This is a genomic window from Stenotrophomonas sp. YJH_SMC_6, from assembly GCF_059371335.1.
Map to the genome: position 1 here is coordinate 241,337 of NZ_JCAFUM010000004.1, position 14,097 is coordinate 255,433.

Here is a 14,097-nt window from a genome sequence, read left to right on the forward strand (position 1 = left end):
GATCAGGCCGCCGGGCGCTGCAGGAAATTACGCAGCAGGGCGTGGCCGTGTTCGGTGAGGATGGACTCGGGGTGGAACTGCACGCCTTCCACCGGGAACTGGCGGTGGCGCAGGCCCATGATCTCTTCGATCGAGCCGTCGTCGTTCTCGGTCCAGGCAGTCACTTCCAGGCAGTCCGGCAGACTGTTCTTGTCCACCACCAGCGAGTGGTAGCGGGTGGCCTGGTAGCGGTCCGGCAGGCCGGCGAACACGCCCTTGCCTTCATGGCGGATCGGCGAGGTCTTGCCGTGCATGATGTTGCCGGCACGGATGACCGTGCCGCCGTAGACCTGGCCGATGCCCTGGTGACCCAGGCACACGCCGAGGATCGGCGTGGTCGGGCCCAGGCGCTCGATCAGTTCCAGCGACACGCCCGCTTCGTTGGGCGTGCACGGGCCGGGCGAGATGACGATGCGCTCGGGCTTCTGCGCGGCGATCTCGTCCACGCTCATCGCATCGTTGCGCACCACCTTCACCTCGGCGCCCAGCGTCTGCAGGTACTGCACGAGGTTGTAGGTGAAGCTGTCGTAGTTGTCGATCATCCACAACATGGTCAGGTTCCGTCGCTTATCAGGAAAATGGCGTACACGTTTTCGGTGTAGGTGATGGGGCCGGCTTCGATGGATTCGCGTAGACGTGAGCCGGTGGTCTCGATCATGTCCATCTGCGCCGCAGGTGACGGCGGCGATGGCGGTGTCACCATGTCGTCGCTTCTGGGCCAATTGCCCGCCTGCACGCCATAGGCAAAGTTCGGCGCCACATCGGAGATGCTGTACAGGCCACGCACCTTCGTTCCATAGGCCTTGGCCAAGCCCTGCGCAGACTCGCGGGTCTGGGCCGCCGCCTCGCCCTTGAGTTCGCGGCGCAGCGCCACTTCGCCCGAGTACATCGGCGCCACGCTGCTGACCTGCAGGTTCTCGTTGGCCTTCAGCGCCCCCAGCACGTCCTGCATCTGCTGGACGCTGGCGAAGCTGGCGCGCAGTTGGCGTGACACGCGGGTGCCAATGAAAACCTGCCGATTCTGCTCATAGCGCGTCGCAGGACCGATCCGCAGGTTGTCCGCGCGCACGCTGCCTTCCACCGCCTTGTGCTGCTTGAACAGTGCCAGCACGCGGGCAACGTTGTCCTGCACGCGGCGGCGCGCGGCGTCGGCGTCCATGTCGGTCTCTTCAATGTTCAACTGCAGGCCGAACCGGTCCGGCATCACCGTGCGGCTGCCCTGCCCCTTCACCAGCAGGTGCGGCTGCGAGGGAATCGTGTTGGCCTGCGCCCACGCAGACGGGGCCATCGTGGCCAGCAGTGACGACCACAGCAATGCGCTCAGCAGCTTCATGCGGTACTCCTTGTCTTGAATGGGAACAGCGGAAGGTGCCGCGGCGCAGGCCACGGCACGGGGAGGATCACAGGCCCTTGGCGGCCTGGGCGACGGCGCGGAACAGCGCGCGGCCCTTGTTCATCGTCTCGTCCCATTCCTTGTCCGGGTCCGAGTCGTAGACGATGCCGGCACCGGCCTGCACGTACAGGCGGCCATCCTTGATCACCGCGGTGCGGATCGCGATCGCGGTATCGGCATCGCCATGCCAGCCGATGTAGCCGATGCTGCCGGCGTAGACATTGCGCTTGATCGGTTCCAGCTCGCGGATCACTTCCAGCGCGCGGATCTTCGGCGCGCCGCTGACCGTTCCGGCCGGGAAGGTGGCACGCAGCACGTCGGCATAGCTCAGGCCCGGCTGCAGCTGCCCGGTCACTTCGCTGACGATGTGCATCACGTGGCTGTAGCGTTCGATCACGAACTGCTCGCCCACCTCCACGGTACCTGCCTTCGAGACGCGGCCAGCATCGTTGCGGCCGAGGTCGATCAGCATCAGGTGCTCGGCGCGTTCCTTCGGATCTGCCAGCAGCTCGGCTTCCAGCGCCAGGTCCAGCTCGGGCGTGGCGCCACGCGGGCGGGTGCCGGCGATCGGGCGCACGGTGACTTCGCCATCCTGAAGGCGTACCAGGATTTCCGGCGATGAACCGACCACCTGCAGGTCGCCGACATCCAGGAAGTACATGTACGGCGACGGGTTCAGTGCACGCAGCGCGCGGTACACATCCACCGGGCGCGCCTTGAACGGCACGCTCAGGCGCTGGCTGAGCACCACCTGGAAGATGTCGCCGGCGCGGATGTATTCCTTGCTGCGCTGGACCGCATCGACGAACCCTTCGCGGGTGAAACCGGAGACGAAGTCGGACTCGTCCAGCACGTCGCTGTTGAGCGGCGCCGGATAGCCGGCACCCGGTGCACGCAGCTTGGCAGTCAGTGCATCCAGGCGCGCCTGCGCCTGTTCGAAGGCACCGTCGACGCGCGGGTCGGCGTGCACGATCAGGTACAGCCGGCCCTTGAGATTGTCGAACACCGCCAGCTCGTTGGAGTCCAGCAGCAGGATGTCCGGCGTGCCCAGCTCATCGCGGCCGGCCGGCGGGGCCAGGCGCGGCTCGATGTAGCCGATGCACTCGAAACCGAACCAGCCGACCAGGCCACCGGTGAAGCCCGGCAGGCCTTCCAGCTTCGGCACCGAGTGGGCGCTGCGCAGCGCCTCGACCTCGGCGAACGGGTCGGCCACTTCGCGGGTGTCCACCACCTGGCCGTCTTCGCGCACGGTCAGCGTGTGGCCATGGAAGGCGTACACGCGACGCGCCGGCAGGCCGATGATCGAGTAACGACCAAAGCGCTCGCCGCCTTCGACGGATTCAAACAGGTAGGTATTGGGGCCGTCGGCGAGCTTCAGATAGACCGAAAGCGGCGTGTCCAGGTCGGACAGCACTTCACGGACGACGGGAATATGGGTGTGGCCTTCAGCGGCCTGCTGCTGAAACTGAGCGTGCGAGTTCAAGACGACTTTCCTTCCGGGACACAGCGTTATGGGGGCGGACGACGGCAACGGGCCACCATCGCCACCAACGGCGTGCGGAAGAAAGGGTATGCGGGGTCGTCAGGCTGGACACCCCCTGACTGTATCGCAGCCGGGGCGGGAGGGGAACCCTGGGAAACTGAACCACCGGACGGCCGAGCCGGCCGCGGGGACCGGTGGCGCGGACCGGTAGAGTCGACTGTAAGTCGACTTGCGCGCGTAGCGCGGGGTTTTACGCCGTCGGAACGAAAAGCAGTCGACCAACAGTCGACTCTACCCCCTACCCAGCCAGCAACGGGCATCCGGTCGGCAGGTGCATCCGCACCCTGCCCGGCACGCACGCGATGCGGAACTGGCGGGCCTGGACTGGTTCGCCGTCCAGGTTGAGGGTCAACGGGCGCTCGGATGCGACCTCCAGCCACGGCAGCCGCGCGCGCGTGGCCAGCTGTTCGAGCGCCGCCTGGGTGCCGGACTTCAGCATCTGGCCGAGGGTGGCGGTGACCTCCCCTTCCAGCTCTGGCAGCACGGTGACATCCAGCAGCCCGTCGTCGATCAGGGCCTGCGGGCACAGCTGCTGGCCACCGCCGGCCTGGCGGCCATTGCCGATGCCGAGCGCGATGAAGTCGCCTTCCCACGCGAAATCCGGGCCGGACAGGCGCGCGGTGATCGGCTCGATGCGGCCCAGCTTGGCGATGCCGGTGATCACATAGGCCAGCCCGCCCAGCATCTTCTTCAAGCCCGCATCAGTCTCCACCGTCACCTGCGTGCCGAAGCCACCGCTGGCGAGATTGGCGCACCACCATTGGGTGCCATCGGCGTTCACGCGCAACAGGTCAATGGCGTGCGGCGTCGCCTGCCCGATCAAGGCGAAGGCCTCCTTCGGTTCGGTCGGTATGCCAGCCGCAGTCGCGAAATCGTTGGCGGTCCCCATCGGGATCAGCGCCAGCGAGGGCAGCGCATCTGCCAGCTCCTCACGATGCGCCAGTGTCTCGGCCACCGCACTGAGCGTGCCATCGCCACCGGCGGCCACGATCACATCCACGCCATGATCGATCGCCTCGGCGACATAGCGCTCGGCGTCACCGTCCTCCCAGGTCACCCGTACGTCCAGCTGCACGCCCTGTCCGCGCCAATGGCCGACGGCGTCGCGCAACTCATCATTGCCGGCGGATTTGCCGTTGAGGATCAGGCGCCAGCGCGGGGTGGTCATGCAGAGCTTCCAGGGATGCGGTGGCACAGGCTAGCAATGCGCTGTTTGCCTGCGGTGAATGTCACGCAGATGTCATTCAGCTACCGGAGAATGGGAGTCCATAGCAGGGACGACGGATGGAGGCAGGATCAGCCTCCCACGCATGCAGCGAGGCCACGCCAGTGATTGGCGTGGCTTTTTTTTGGGTGTGCAGGGAGTGCGAACCAAGGTTCGCTCCCCCCAGGTTGCGGTTCGCCCCCCCCCCCGGGTTGCGGTTTGCACCCACCCGGTTGGTAGATCCACGCCATGCGTGGATGCACTTCGCTTCAACCGTTGGCGAAATCGTGCAGCGCCTGGCCCTGCAGCCGGTACACGGTCCACTCGTCCTGCGGCTTCGCACCGGCAGCGGTGTAGAACTCGATGGCCGGGGTGTTCCAGTCCAGCACCGACCATTCGAAGCGACCGCAGCCCTCGGCTACGGCCTGGCGTGCGATGTACTTCAGCAGTGCCTTGCCGGCGCCCACGCCGCGCTTTTCCTGGCTGACGTAGAGGTCTTCCAGGTAGATGCCCTTGCGGCCCAGCCAGGTGGAGTAGTTGTAGAAGTACACCGCATAGCCGATGGCCTGGCCGTCGGCTTCGCAGATCAACGCGCGCGCCGTGGCATCGACACCGAACAGGCTCTCGGCGATGCCGATCTCATCGGTCTGTACCGAATGCTCGGCCTTCTCGTAGATGGCCAGTTCGCGGATGAAATGCAGGATCAGGCCAGCATCGGCCACGGTGGCCGGACGGATGTTCAACAGTGCCATGCGCAGATAACGGGGACGGAGGGAATTAAACGAGATTAATCCCCTCCGTCCCCTTTTTGTCAGCGGGCGGCGGCGACGTTCGCACGCATCTGCGCGATCACGTCCTGGTAGCTGGTCTTGGCGTTGAAGATGGCCGAGCCGGCGACAAAGGTGTCGGCACCGGCAGCCGCGATCTCGCCGATGTTGTCGGCCTTCACGCCGCCGTCGATCTCCAGGCGGATGTCCTTGCCGCTGGCATCGATCATCTTGCGCACCACCTTCAGCTTGTCCAGCGCCGAGGGGATGAAGGCCTGACCACCAAAGCCCGGGTTGACCGACATCAGCAGCACCAGGTCCAGGTCCTCCAGCACCCAGTCGAGGATGTCCACCGGCGTGGCCGGATTGAGCACGATGCCCGGCTTGCAGCCCAGCGAGCGGATCAGCTGGATGGTGCGGTGCACGTGGCGGCTCGCCTCCGGGTGGAAGCTGATGTAGGTGGCACCGGCCTCGGCGAAGTCCGGGATGATGCGGTCCACCGGCTCGACCATCAGGTGCACGTCGATCGGCGCGGTCACGCCGTGCTTGCGCAGCGCCTGGCAGACCATCGGGCCGATGGTCAGGTTCGGCACGTAGTGGTTGTCCATCACGTCGAAGTGGACCCAGTCCGCGCCAGCGGCGAGGACGTTGTCGACTTCCTCGCCGAGGCGGGCGAAGTTGGCGGACAGGATGGAGGGGGCGATGAGGCAGTGGGACATGGCCGGGCCTTGCAACGAGGGGAAAGGGGTCAGCGCTTGCGCAGGGTCTTGATGCGGTCGTAGGCGGCGTTGATGCGCCGCGACTTCTGCTCGGCCTGCTGCTGCAGCTCGGGGGCGGCGCCGCCGAGCTTGTCGGGGTGGTACTGCGAGATCAGCTTGCGGTAGGCGCGCTCGACCTCGGCATCGGTGGCCTCGGAGGTCAGCCCCAGCTCCCGGTACGGGTTCTCCTTGTTCAGGCGGAACCAGTCCGAATCGAAGGCATGGCCGATCAGCAGGCCGACCACCGCCCCGAACAGCGGATTGGGCCGGAACAGCAGGGCGCCGGCGATGAATCCGAGCAGTTTTCCGTACCAGCGCATGGCGCTCCGGGGTCGACCGACGAAATGGACGCTCATTTTACGTCACAGCGGGCCCGGACGGCTTTACACTAGGCCGCCCGCTGGTCAGCGGGCCCGCCGGGTCCGTTGGGCAGCAGCCGTATCGACAACGCCCCAGGAGTGCCCGTGCCAACCACGCTGTTGCAATCCGATCTCCCCGGCCTGCCCTTGCGCCATCGCGGCAAGGTGCGTGATGTGTTCGATATCCCGCGCGAGCGGCTGCCAGCCGGAACCCCGCCGGGCGAGTACCTGCTGATGGTGGCCACCGATCGCCTGTCGGCGTTCGACGTGGTCCTGCCCGACCCGATCCCGGGCAAGGGCGAGATGCTCTGCCAGGTCTCCAATTTCTGGTTCGCCAAGACCGCGCACCTGATGCCCAACCACCTGACCGGCATCGACGTGGCCAGCGTGCTGCCCGAAGGCGTGGACCCGGCCCTGTATGCCAAGCGCGCGGTGGTCACCCGCAAGCTGAAGCCGGTGCCGGTGGAAGCGATCGCCCGCGGCTACCTGATCGGCAGCGGCTGGAAGGATTACCAGCGCACCGGCAAGGTCAGCGGCATCGACCTGCCCGACGGCCTGCGCCAGGCCGAGCAGCTGCCCGAGCCGATCTTCACCCCCTCGACCAAGGCCGCTGTCGGCGACCATGACGAGAACATCGATTTCGATGCGATGGTGAAGCAGGTCGGTGCGGAACTGGCCGAGCGCGTGCGCGACGCCACCCTGCGCATCTACAAGTTCGCGGCCGATTACGCCCGCGAGCGCGGCATCATCCTGGCCGATACCAAGTTCGAGTTCGGTACCGACGCCGATGGCCGCCTGTACATCATGGACGAGATGCTGACGCCGGATTCCTCGCGCTACTGGCCGGCCGACGAGTACGAAGTGGGCACCAGCCCGCCGAGCTACGACAAGCAGTTCGTGCGCGATTACCTGGAGACGCTGGACTGGGGCAAGACCGCCCCGGGCCCGACCATCCCGGCCGAGATCATCGAGCGCACCCGCGCCAAGTATGCCGAGGCACTGCAGCGCCTGGCCGGGATCAGCGTCGACTGATGCGCCTGCGCCCCCGGCCGGAAAGGCGGGGGGCGCGTTCGGTAGTGCCGGCCGCTGGCCGGCAACCTCGCGAACACCTGCAGCCAGGCATGGCCTGGCTCTGGTAGTGCCGGCCGCTGGCCGGCAACCTCATGAACTCGGCTATGCTCTGGAGTGCCGGCCAGCGGCCGGCACTACCGTTGTCCGAGGAAGCAACGCAGCATGCAGACATCCACCGAGCTTGCGCGGCCGATCGACCGCTATTTCGCCAGCTACTCCGACGACCACCGCAATGTGATCAACCAGCGCATCCACGTGGTGGCGGTACCGGCGATCCTGTGGTCGGTGGTGGCCCTGCTCTGGTGCCTGCCGCCGCTGATCACCTGGTTCCAGTACGGCATCTGGTCGGCGTTCGCGATGTTCAGCGCCTGGTGCTTCTACAACAAGCTGTCGCGCCCGCTGGGCATCGGCATGCTCATCCAGTTCTTCGTGTTCGGCTGCCTGTGCCGCCTGCTGGAAGCAGAAATCGGCCTGCAGGCCCTGCGCTGGCTGGCGGTAGGTGTGTTCGTGGTGGCCTGGGTGGCGCAGTTCATCGGCCACAAGTTCGAGGGCCGCAAGCCCAGCTTCCTGACCGACCTGACCTACCTGCTGATCGGCCCGGCGTGGGTGATGGCCAAGCTCTACCGCAAGCTCGACTGGCGCTACTGACGTGCCGGCGGCCGGCAGCGGCCGTCGTTTCCTGAACGGGCAGATCCCGTCACCCGCACTCCACGGCGGCCCTGCCAGCCTGCCCCGGTGACCCGCTCCCCACCGCCCGCCCGTCGACGGCAGCCCCTGTGCGACAGGGCCTGCGGTCTCCCTGCGTGGGCGTAGGGTGTCTCCCGAGGGCAGCCGGCGAGGCGATGCAGGAACGCGATGTTGCGCCGCAGAAAAAATGAATCAGCGAACGTTACATGCAATTGATCGCTGTTCGATGGGTTTCGGCGACATTTCGCAGCCTGTTATCCTCCCTGACCTGCTCGTGAATCATGGATTCCCTGCATGCTCCCCAGCCTGCCCCTGCTGCTGGCCCTGCCGTTCCTGATGGCAGCGGCCGTTGCGGCCTTCCCCCGTAGTTCGCGCTCGACTGCTGCCTGGCTGGCGGCGCTGGCGCCGTTGGGCGGATTGGCCATCCTCGGCTGGCTGACGCCCACTGTATTTGATGGCCAGGTGGTCCGCACCCTGGTGACCTGGCTGCCGCAGATCGGGCTGGACTTCACCCTGCGCCTGGACGGGCTGGCCTGGATGTTCGCCGGGCTGGTGCTGGGCATCGGCGCGCTGGTGGTGCTGTATGCGCGCTACTACCTGAGCCAGCAGGACAACGCGCACCGCTTCTACTGCTACCTGCTGTTGTTCATGGGCGCCATGCTGGGCATGGTGCTGTCGGGCAACCTGCTGTTGCTGATGATCTTCTGGGAAATGACCAGCATCAGCTCGTTCCTGCTGATCGGTTTCTGGTCACATCGCCAGGACGCGCGCGAGGGCGCGCGGATGGCGCTGGTGATCACCGGCGGCGGCGGCCTTGCGCTGCTCGGTGGCGTACTGCTGATCGGGCGCATCGTCGGCAGCTTCGACCTGGACGTGGTGCTGGCCGCCGGCGAGCAGATCCGCGCCAGCGCGCTGTACCCGTACGCGCTGTTCCTGGTGCTGGCGGGCATCTTCACCAAGAGCGCGCAGTTCCCGTTCCATTTCTGGCTGCCGCACGCGATGGCCGCGCCCACTCCGGTCTCTGCCTACCTGCACTCGGCCACCATGGTGAAGGCCGGTGTGTTCCTGCTGGCGCGCCTGCATCCAGCGCTGGCCGGCAGCGACCTGTTCTTCTACACGGTCAGCGGCATCGGTGCGATCACGCTGTTGATCGGCGCCTGGAACGCGATCTTCCAGCACGATCTGAAAGGCCTGCTGGCTTATTCGACCATTTCCCATCTGGGCCTGATCACCCTGCTGTTCGGCCTGTCCACGCCGATGGCGGTGGTGGCCGGTGTGTTCCACATCCTCAACCACGCCACCTTCAAGGCCTCGCTGTTCATGGCCGCCGGCATCATCGACCATGAGACCGGCACCCGCGACATGCGCAAGCTGGGCGGCCTGCGCAGGCTGATGCCGTTCACCAGCGCGCTGGCGATCATCGCCTCGCTGGCGATGGCCGGCATCCCGCTGCTCAACGGCTTCCTGTCCAAGGAAATGCTGTTTGCCGAGGCGATCACGGCCGGAGGCCCGGGAATCATGCGCACGGCGGTGTCGATCGCCGCATTGCTGGCTGGCGTATTCGGGGTGGCCTACAGCCTGCGCTTCGTGCACGACACCTTCTTTGGCCCCGGCCCGCACGACCTGGATCGCGTGCCGCATGAGCCGCCGCGCTGGATGAAGGTACCGGTGGAACTGCTGGTGGTGATCTGCGTGGCAGTTGGCATCGCCCCGGCACTGACCGTGGCACCGGTGCTGCATGCCGCTGCGGCGTCGATCCTCGGCAGCGCCATGCCCGAGTACAGCCTGGCGGTATGGCACGGCTTCAACCTGCCGCTGGCAATGAGCGCGATCGGCGTGATCGGCGGCGTGGCGCTGTACTTCGGCCTGCGCAAGCTGATCAACCTGCATGCCGTGACCAACGTCAGCACTGGCCGCAATGTGTTCCATGCACAGCTGGATGCCGTGTCCGCACTGGCCATGCGCCTGACCAACGGCATCGCCAACGGCAGCCTGCAGCGCATGCTGCTGGGCTTGGTGCTGGTGGCGATCGCAGTTGCCGCTGCGCCATTCGTGGCAGATCCGGCGTCGCCAAACTGGACCGCGCCGCAGCCGATGCCGCTGCTGGGCTGGGCGTTGTGGCTGGTGATGATGGCCTGCGCGGTGGCCACCCTGCGCATCTACAAGCAGCGCCTGCTGGCGGTGCTGCTGGTCGGCGGCGTCGGCCTGATGGTGGCGCTGACCTTCGTGTTCCTGTCCGCACCCGACCTGGCCCTGACCCAGCTGCTCGTGGAGATGGTGACCCTGGTGCTGATGCTGCTGGGCATGAACTACCTGCCCGCGCAGTCCGGGCCGGAACGTCCGCGCTGGCGCAAGCGCCGCGATGCGGTGATCGCGATCATCGCCGGCGCCGGGCTGGGTGCGCTGGCCTATTCGGCGATGACCCTGCCGCCGAACACCATGGCCGGCGAACTGCTCGCCCGTGCGTTGCCCGAGGCCTACGGCCAGAACGTGGTCAACGTGATCCTGGTCGACTTCCGCGGCTTCGATACCTTCGGCGAGATCACCGTGTTCGGCATCGCCGCGCTGGTGGTGCACGCACTGCTGCGGCGCACGCGGATGGCACCGGAACAGATCATGCCCGGCCCGCCGATCAAGCTGCCGGTACCGGCCGACCTGGCGCAGATCATGTTCCCGCTGACGCTGACCGTGTCGATCTTCCTGTTCCTGCGCGGCCACAACGCGCCCGGTGGTGGCTTCATCGCCGGCCTGGTGCTGGCGGTGCCGCTGCTGATCCAGTACGTGATCCAGGGCACCGCGTCGGTGGAATCGCGCTTCGGCTTCGACTACATCCGCTGCATCGGCATGGGCCTGCTGATCGCCCTGCTCAGCGGCAGCGCCTCGATGCTGTTCGGCGTACCGTTCCTGACCAGTGGCCACCTCGACCTGCACCTGCCATTGATCGGCGACGTGCCGCTGGCCAGCGCGATCGGTTTTGACATCGGCGTCTATCTGGTGGTGTTCGGCGGCGCCATGCTGATGCTGTCGATGATGGGCACGATCAAGCCGTCGCGTACCCGCGCTGCCCGCAAGGGTGAGATCGACCTGCAACGCCGTTCGGCCCGCACCGGGGAGATGCACTGATGGAACTGGCCCTGGCTACCGCGATCGGCGTGCTGACCGCCATCGGCATCTACCTGCTGCTGCGTGCGCGCAGCTTCGACGTGATCCTCGGCATGACCTTCCTGTCCTACGCCACCAACCTGCTGATCTTCGCCGGTGGCCGCGTGGTGCTGGGCAAGGCGCCGGTGCTGCAGGAGGGCGTGGACAGCCACCTGGGCAACTACACCGACCCGCTGCCGCAGGCACTGGTGCTGACCGCGATCGTGATCGCCTTCGCGATGACCGCAGTGAGCATCGTGCTGGCCATGCGCAGCCGCAGCGACAACCACAGCGACCATGTGGACGCCCACGAGCCCGACGACGACCTGCAGGATGAGAGCGCCTCGCCGCGCCAGGGCGAGGACCGCGCATGAACCATCTGGTGATCCTGCCGATCCTGATTCCGCTGCTCGGCGCCGCGCTGTCGCTGTTCGTCGAACACCGCCGCTACGGCCCCAGGGTGCAGCGCGCGGTGGCCTGGACCGCACTGTCGGCGCTGGCGCTGGCGGTGGGCCTGCTGTTCGCGTCGACCGCGGGCGGTGATATCAACGTCTACCTGCTGGGCGACTGGCCGTCGCGGCTGGGCATCGCGCTGGTGGCCGACCGGCTGTCGGCATGGATGCTGCTGACCACCCTGCTGCTGGCCATTCCCTGCCTGCTGCACGCCTGCTCGGGTTGGGACCGCCGCGCACCGCACTTCCATGCACTGTTCCAGTTCCAGCTGGTCGGCCTCAACGGCGCGTTCCTGACCGGCGACATCTTCAACCTGTTCGTGTTCTTCGAGGTGATGCTGATCGCCTCCTACGGCCTGTTGCTCAGCGGTGGCCGCGGCCTGCGCATGCGCATCGGCCTGCACTACGTGGTGTTCAACGTCACCGCCTCGACCCTGTTTCTGATCGCGCTGGGCCTGCTGTACGCCACGTTGGGTTCGCTGAACATGGCCGAGCTGTCGCAGCGCATTGCCGCTGTGCCGCCGACGCAGCTGACCCTGGTGAAGGCCACGATGGGCCTGTTGCTGCTGGTGTTCTGCGCCAAGGCCGCGCTGATGCCGCTGTACCTGTGGCTGCCGGAAGCCTATTCGCGCGCGCCGGCCGCAGTGGCGGCGCTGTTCGCGATCATGACCAAGGTCGGCCTGTATTCGGTGCTGCGCATCCAGATGCTGTGGTTCGGCGACGATGCCGGCGCGATGGCCGGCTATGGCCGCGACTGGCTGCTGTGGGCCGGCGTGGCGACGCTGGTGCTGGGCGGGCTCGGCGCCCTGGCCGCGACCCGCCTGCGCGTACTGATTTCCTACCTGGTCATCGTGTCGGCAGCCACGCTGTTCATCGCCTTCTCGGTGGGCACGCCGCAGGTGCTGTCGGCCGGCCTGTACTACCTGCCGCACAGCAGCTTCGTGGCCGCTGCGCTGTTCCTGGTTGCCGACCTGATCCGCCGCCGCCGTGGTGGCGCCAGCGACCGCAAGGAGGTGGTGGCGCCGATGCCAGGCAAGGAAACGCCGGCGGTGCTGTTCCTGATCGGGGCAGTGTCGGTGGCCGGCCTGCCGCCTCTGTCCGGCTTCCTGGCCAAGGCCGCGCTGCTGGCCGGCATGCCGGCGCAGTACACCGGCCCGGTCTGGACCGCCGTGCTGGTCAGCAGCCTGCTGGTGATCATGGGCCTGACCCGCGGCGGCATCCGCCTGTTCTGGCGCGTGCCGCCGGTCGATCCCGATGCACCGAAGCCGCGCAAGGCTCCCCTGCGCCGGGTAGAACTCTACGCCGCCTGCCTGCTGCTGGCCTACGGCATCGGCATGACCGTGGCCGCGGCACCGTTGATGCGCTACACCGACGCCACCGCCGCACAGCTGCTGCAACCCAGCGAGTACGTGCAGCAACTGCGTGCGACCACGCCGGAGATCCGCCAGCCATGACCGCCCAGCGCTCCCTGTTCCGTCGCCTGATTCCCTCGCCGATGCTCAGCATCATGGTGGTGGCGTTCTGGCTGCTGATGTCCGACAGCTTCACCCTCGGCCAGATCGTGCTGGGGCTGCTGCTGGGCGTGGTGGTGCCGCTGTTCGCCGCGCGCCTGGACCGCGAGTTCGCCCGCATCGGCACCCTGCGGCCACTGCCCAGGCTGGTGTGCGTGACCCTGTGGGACATCCTGATGTCCAACATCCGCGTCGCCCTGCAGGTGCTGGGCCCGGAAAAGAACATCCACCCGGGTTTCATCTGGCTGCCGCTGGACATCGCCAACATCCACGGCATCGCCGCGCTGACCAGCATGATCACCCTGACCCCGGGCACGGTCTCGGCCGCGCTCAGCGACGACCGCAAGTTCCTGCTGGTGCATGTGCTGCACCTGGAGGACCCACAGGACCTGATCGATACGATCAAGCGCCGTTACGAGGCGCCGTTGATGGAGATCTTCCCATGACCGGTTTTGAAGTCATCCAGACCACCCTGGTGGTGTGCATGCACGTGGTCGGCCTGGCCATGCTGCTGGCCACCTGGCGCCTGCTGCGCGGGCCGACCGTGCCCGACCGCATCCTTGCGCTGGACACCCTGTCGGTGACCGCGATCGCCGAGCTGATGCTGTTCGGCATGTACCTCAATTCGCCGATCTACTTCGAGGCGGCGCTGATCATCGCCATGCTCGGCTTCGGCAGCACCGTGGTGCTGAGCAAGTTCGTGCTGCGCCGGGACATCGTCGAATGATCACCGCTATCCAGATCGGCCTGTCGGTCCTGCTGCTGTTCGGCTGCTTCTTCATCCTGGTCGGCGCACTGGGCCTGGTGAAGCTGTCCACCTTCTTCAAGCGCCTGCACGCGCCGACCAAGGCGAGCACGCTGGGCGTGGGCTGCGTGCTGGTGTGCTCGGTCTGCTACCACATCTTCCTCGGCCAGGACCCGCAGCCGCGCGAGCTGCTGATCACCGTATTCCTGTTCATCACCGCACCGATCAGCGCACACATGATGGCCAAGGCCGCGCTGTCACTGCTGATGGAAACCCGCCCCAGCCTGCCGGGCAACGAGCCGGCCGCTGAAGAACAGCTGCCGCCGCCAGAACCGGTGCGGGAAGAAGAAGCCACGCAGAACCGGTAGTGCCGGCCGCTGGCCGGCAGTCGCAAGGGTTCCGTCAGAGGCAATGAGGTTGCCGGCCA

At 66.8% G+C, this 14,097-nt stretch carries 15 protein-coding genes; 8 read left to right on the forward strand and 7 right to left on the reverse strand.

Annotated elements, in window-relative coordinates; genetic code table 11:
- Positions 1 to 2: 2 nt before the first annotated feature.
- The 7 genes from AC5P9N_RS06145 to AC5P9N_RS06175 form a co-directional block, all read right to left on the reverse strand.
- The gene (locus AC5P9N_RS06145; protein ID WP_012481439.1) at positions 3 to 590 is read right to left on the reverse strand and encodes an anthranilate synthase component II; all 588 of its coding nucleotides are present in this window, start codon (positions 588 to 590) and stop codon (positions 3 to 5) included.
- Between the two features lie 2 nt (positions 591 to 592).
- Positions 593 to 1,372 carry an SIMPL domain-containing protein gene (locus AC5P9N_RS06150; protein ID WP_099484063.1) on the reverse strand — a complete coding sequence of 260 codons (780 nt, stop codon included), beginning with the start codon at positions 1,370 to 1,372 and terminating at the stop codon, positions 593 to 595.
- 67 nt (positions 1,373 to 1,439) lie between these two features.
- Complete coding sequence (gene trpE / locus AC5P9N_RS06155; RefSeq protein ID WP_012481441.1) at positions 1,440 to 2,915, reverse strand: anthranilate synthase component I; 1,476 nt, start codon at positions 2,913 to 2,915, stop codon at positions 1,440 to 1,442.
- 298 nt (positions 2,916 to 3,213) lie between these two features.
- Positions 3,214 to 4,143, reverse strand: coding sequence for a lipid kinase YegS (gene yegS / locus AC5P9N_RS06160; RefSeq protein ID WP_099484062.1), 930 nt, complete (start codon positions 4,141 to 4,143; stop codon positions 3,214 to 3,216).
- A 305-nt stretch (positions 4,144 to 4,448) separates the two neighbouring features.
- Entirely contained in the window at positions 4,449 to 4,931 is a 483-nt protein-coding gene (locus AC5P9N_RS06165; RefSeq protein WP_005411325.1) for a GNAT family N-acetyltransferase, read from the reverse strand.
- Positions 4,932 to 4,990: 59 nt separating this feature from the next.
- The gene (rpe, locus tag AC5P9N_RS06170; RefSeq protein WP_005411326.1) at positions 4,991 to 5,665 is read right to left on the reverse strand and encodes a ribulose-phosphate 3-epimerase; all 675 of its coding nucleotides are present in this window, start codon (positions 5,663 to 5,665) and stop codon (positions 4,991 to 4,993) included.
- 29 nt (positions 5,666 to 5,694) lie between these two features.
- Positions 5,695 to 6,024 carry a J domain-containing protein gene (locus AC5P9N_RS06175; RefSeq protein WP_005411327.1) on the reverse strand — a complete coding sequence of 110 codons (330 nt, stop codon included), beginning with the start codon at positions 6,022 to 6,024 and terminating at the stop codon, positions 5,695 to 5,697.
- Between the two features lie 144 nt (positions 6,025 to 6,168).
- Here AC5P9N_RS06175 and AC5P9N_RS06180 point away from each other — a divergent pair, with 144 nt between their 5' ends.
- The 8 genes from AC5P9N_RS06180 to AC5P9N_RS06215 all read left to right on the forward strand — a co-directional run bounded on the left by AC5P9N_RS06180 (position 6,169) and on the right by AC5P9N_RS06215 (position 14,038).
- Entirely contained in the window at positions 6,169 to 7,095 is a 927-nt protein-coding gene (locus AC5P9N_RS06180; RefSeq protein ID WP_005414703.1) for a phosphoribosylaminoimidazolesuccinocarboxamide synthase, read from the forward strand.
- Between the two features lie 201 nt (positions 7,096 to 7,296).
- Positions 7,297 to 7,782, forward strand: coding sequence for an Mpo1 family 2-hydroxy fatty acid dioxygenase (locus AC5P9N_RS06185; RefSeq protein WP_099484181.1), 486 nt, complete (start codon positions 7,297 to 7,299; stop codon positions 7,780 to 7,782).
- Positions 7,783 to 8,115: 333 nt separating this feature from the next.
- Positions 8,116 to 10,944, forward strand: a complete 2,829-nt coding sequence (locus tag AC5P9N_RS06190; RefSeq protein WP_099484180.1) for a monovalent cation/H+ antiporter subunit A — start codon at positions 8,116 to 8,118, stop codon at positions 10,942 to 10,944.
- The gene (locus tag AC5P9N_RS06195; RefSeq protein WP_005414705.1) at positions 10,944 to 11,336 is read left to right on the forward strand and encodes a Na+/H+ antiporter subunit C; all 393 of its coding nucleotides are present in this window, start codon (positions 10,944 to 10,946) and stop codon (positions 11,334 to 11,336) included. The genes AC5P9N_RS06190 and AC5P9N_RS06195 overlap by 1 nt, the downstream gene beginning before the upstream one ends.
- Entirely contained in the window at positions 11,333 to 12,868 is a 1,536-nt protein-coding gene (locus tag AC5P9N_RS06200; protein WP_033833876.1) for a monovalent cation/H+ antiporter subunit D, read from the forward strand. The genes AC5P9N_RS06195 and AC5P9N_RS06200 overlap by 4 nt, the downstream gene beginning before the upstream one ends.
- Positions 12,865 to 13,371, forward strand: coding sequence for a Na+/H+ antiporter subunit E (locus AC5P9N_RS06205; RefSeq protein WP_005411333.1), 507 nt, complete (start codon positions 12,865 to 12,867; stop codon positions 13,369 to 13,371). Before AC5P9N_RS06200 ends, AC5P9N_RS06205 begins: the two co-directional genes overlap by 4 nt.
- A complete protein-coding gene (locus AC5P9N_RS06210; RefSeq protein ID WP_005411334.1) occupies positions 13,368 to 13,652 on the forward strand; it encodes a K+/H+ antiporter subunit F in 285 nt (94 codons plus the stop codon). The genes AC5P9N_RS06205 and AC5P9N_RS06210 overlap by 4 nt, the downstream gene beginning before the upstream one ends.
- Positions 13,649 to 14,038 carry a Na+/H+ antiporter subunit G gene (locus AC5P9N_RS06215; RefSeq protein WP_099484179.1) on the forward strand — a complete coding sequence of 130 codons (390 nt, stop codon included), beginning with the start codon at positions 13,649 to 13,651 and terminating at the stop codon, positions 14,036 to 14,038. Before AC5P9N_RS06210 ends, AC5P9N_RS06215 begins: the two co-directional genes overlap by 4 nt.
- Positions 14,039 to 14,097: the final 59 nt, after the last annotated feature.

Coding starts and splice junctions, on each gene's coding strand:
- AC5P9N_RS06165 (WP_005411325.1), bottom strand. CDS start 4,931: ATGGCACTGTTGAACATCCGTCCGGCCACCGTGGCCGATGCTGGCCTG.
- AC5P9N_RS06210 (WP_005411334.1), top strand. CDS start 13,368: ATGACCGGTTTTGAAGTCATCCAGACCACCCTGGTGGTGTGCATGCAC.
- AC5P9N_RS06185 (WP_099484181.1), top strand. CDS start 7,297: ATGCAGACATCCACCGAGCTTGCGCGGCCGATCGACCGCTATTTCGCC.
- yegS (WP_099484062.1), bottom strand. CDS start 4,143: ATGACCACCCCGCGCTGGCGCCTGATCCTCAACGGCAAATCCGCCGGC.
- AC5P9N_RS06190 (WP_099484180.1), top strand. CDS start 8,116: ATGCTCCCCAGCCTGCCCCTGCTGCTGGCCCTGCCGTTCCTGATGGCA.
- AC5P9N_RS06200 (WP_033833876.1), top strand. CDS start 11,333: ATGAACCATCTGGTGATCCTGCCGATCCTGATTCCGCTGCTCGGCGCC.
- AC5P9N_RS06150 (WP_099484063.1), bottom strand. CDS start 1,372: ATGAAGCTGCTGAGCGCATTGCTGTGGTCGTCACTGCTGGCCACGATG.
- rpe (WP_005411326.1), bottom strand. CDS start 5,665: ATGTCCCACTGCCTCATCGCCCCCTCCATCCTGTCCGCCAACTTCGCC.
- AC5P9N_RS06145 (WP_012481439.1), bottom strand. CDS start 590: ATGTTGTGGATGATCGACAACTACGACAGCTTCACCTACAACCTCGTG.
- AC5P9N_RS06205 (WP_005411333.1), top strand. CDS start 12,865: ATGACCGCCCAGCGCTCCCTGTTCCGTCGCCTGATTCCCTCGCCGATG.
- AC5P9N_RS06175 (WP_005411327.1), bottom strand. CDS start 6,024: ATGCGCTGGTACGGAAAACTGCTCGGATTCATCGCCGGCGCCCTGCTG.
- AC5P9N_RS06215 (WP_099484179.1), top strand. CDS start 13,649: ATGATCACCGCTATCCAGATCGGCCTGTCGGTCCTGCTGCTGTTCGGC.
- AC5P9N_RS06195 (WP_005414705.1), top strand. CDS start 10,944: ATGGAACTGGCCCTGGCTACCGCGATCGGCGTGCTGACCGCCATCGGC.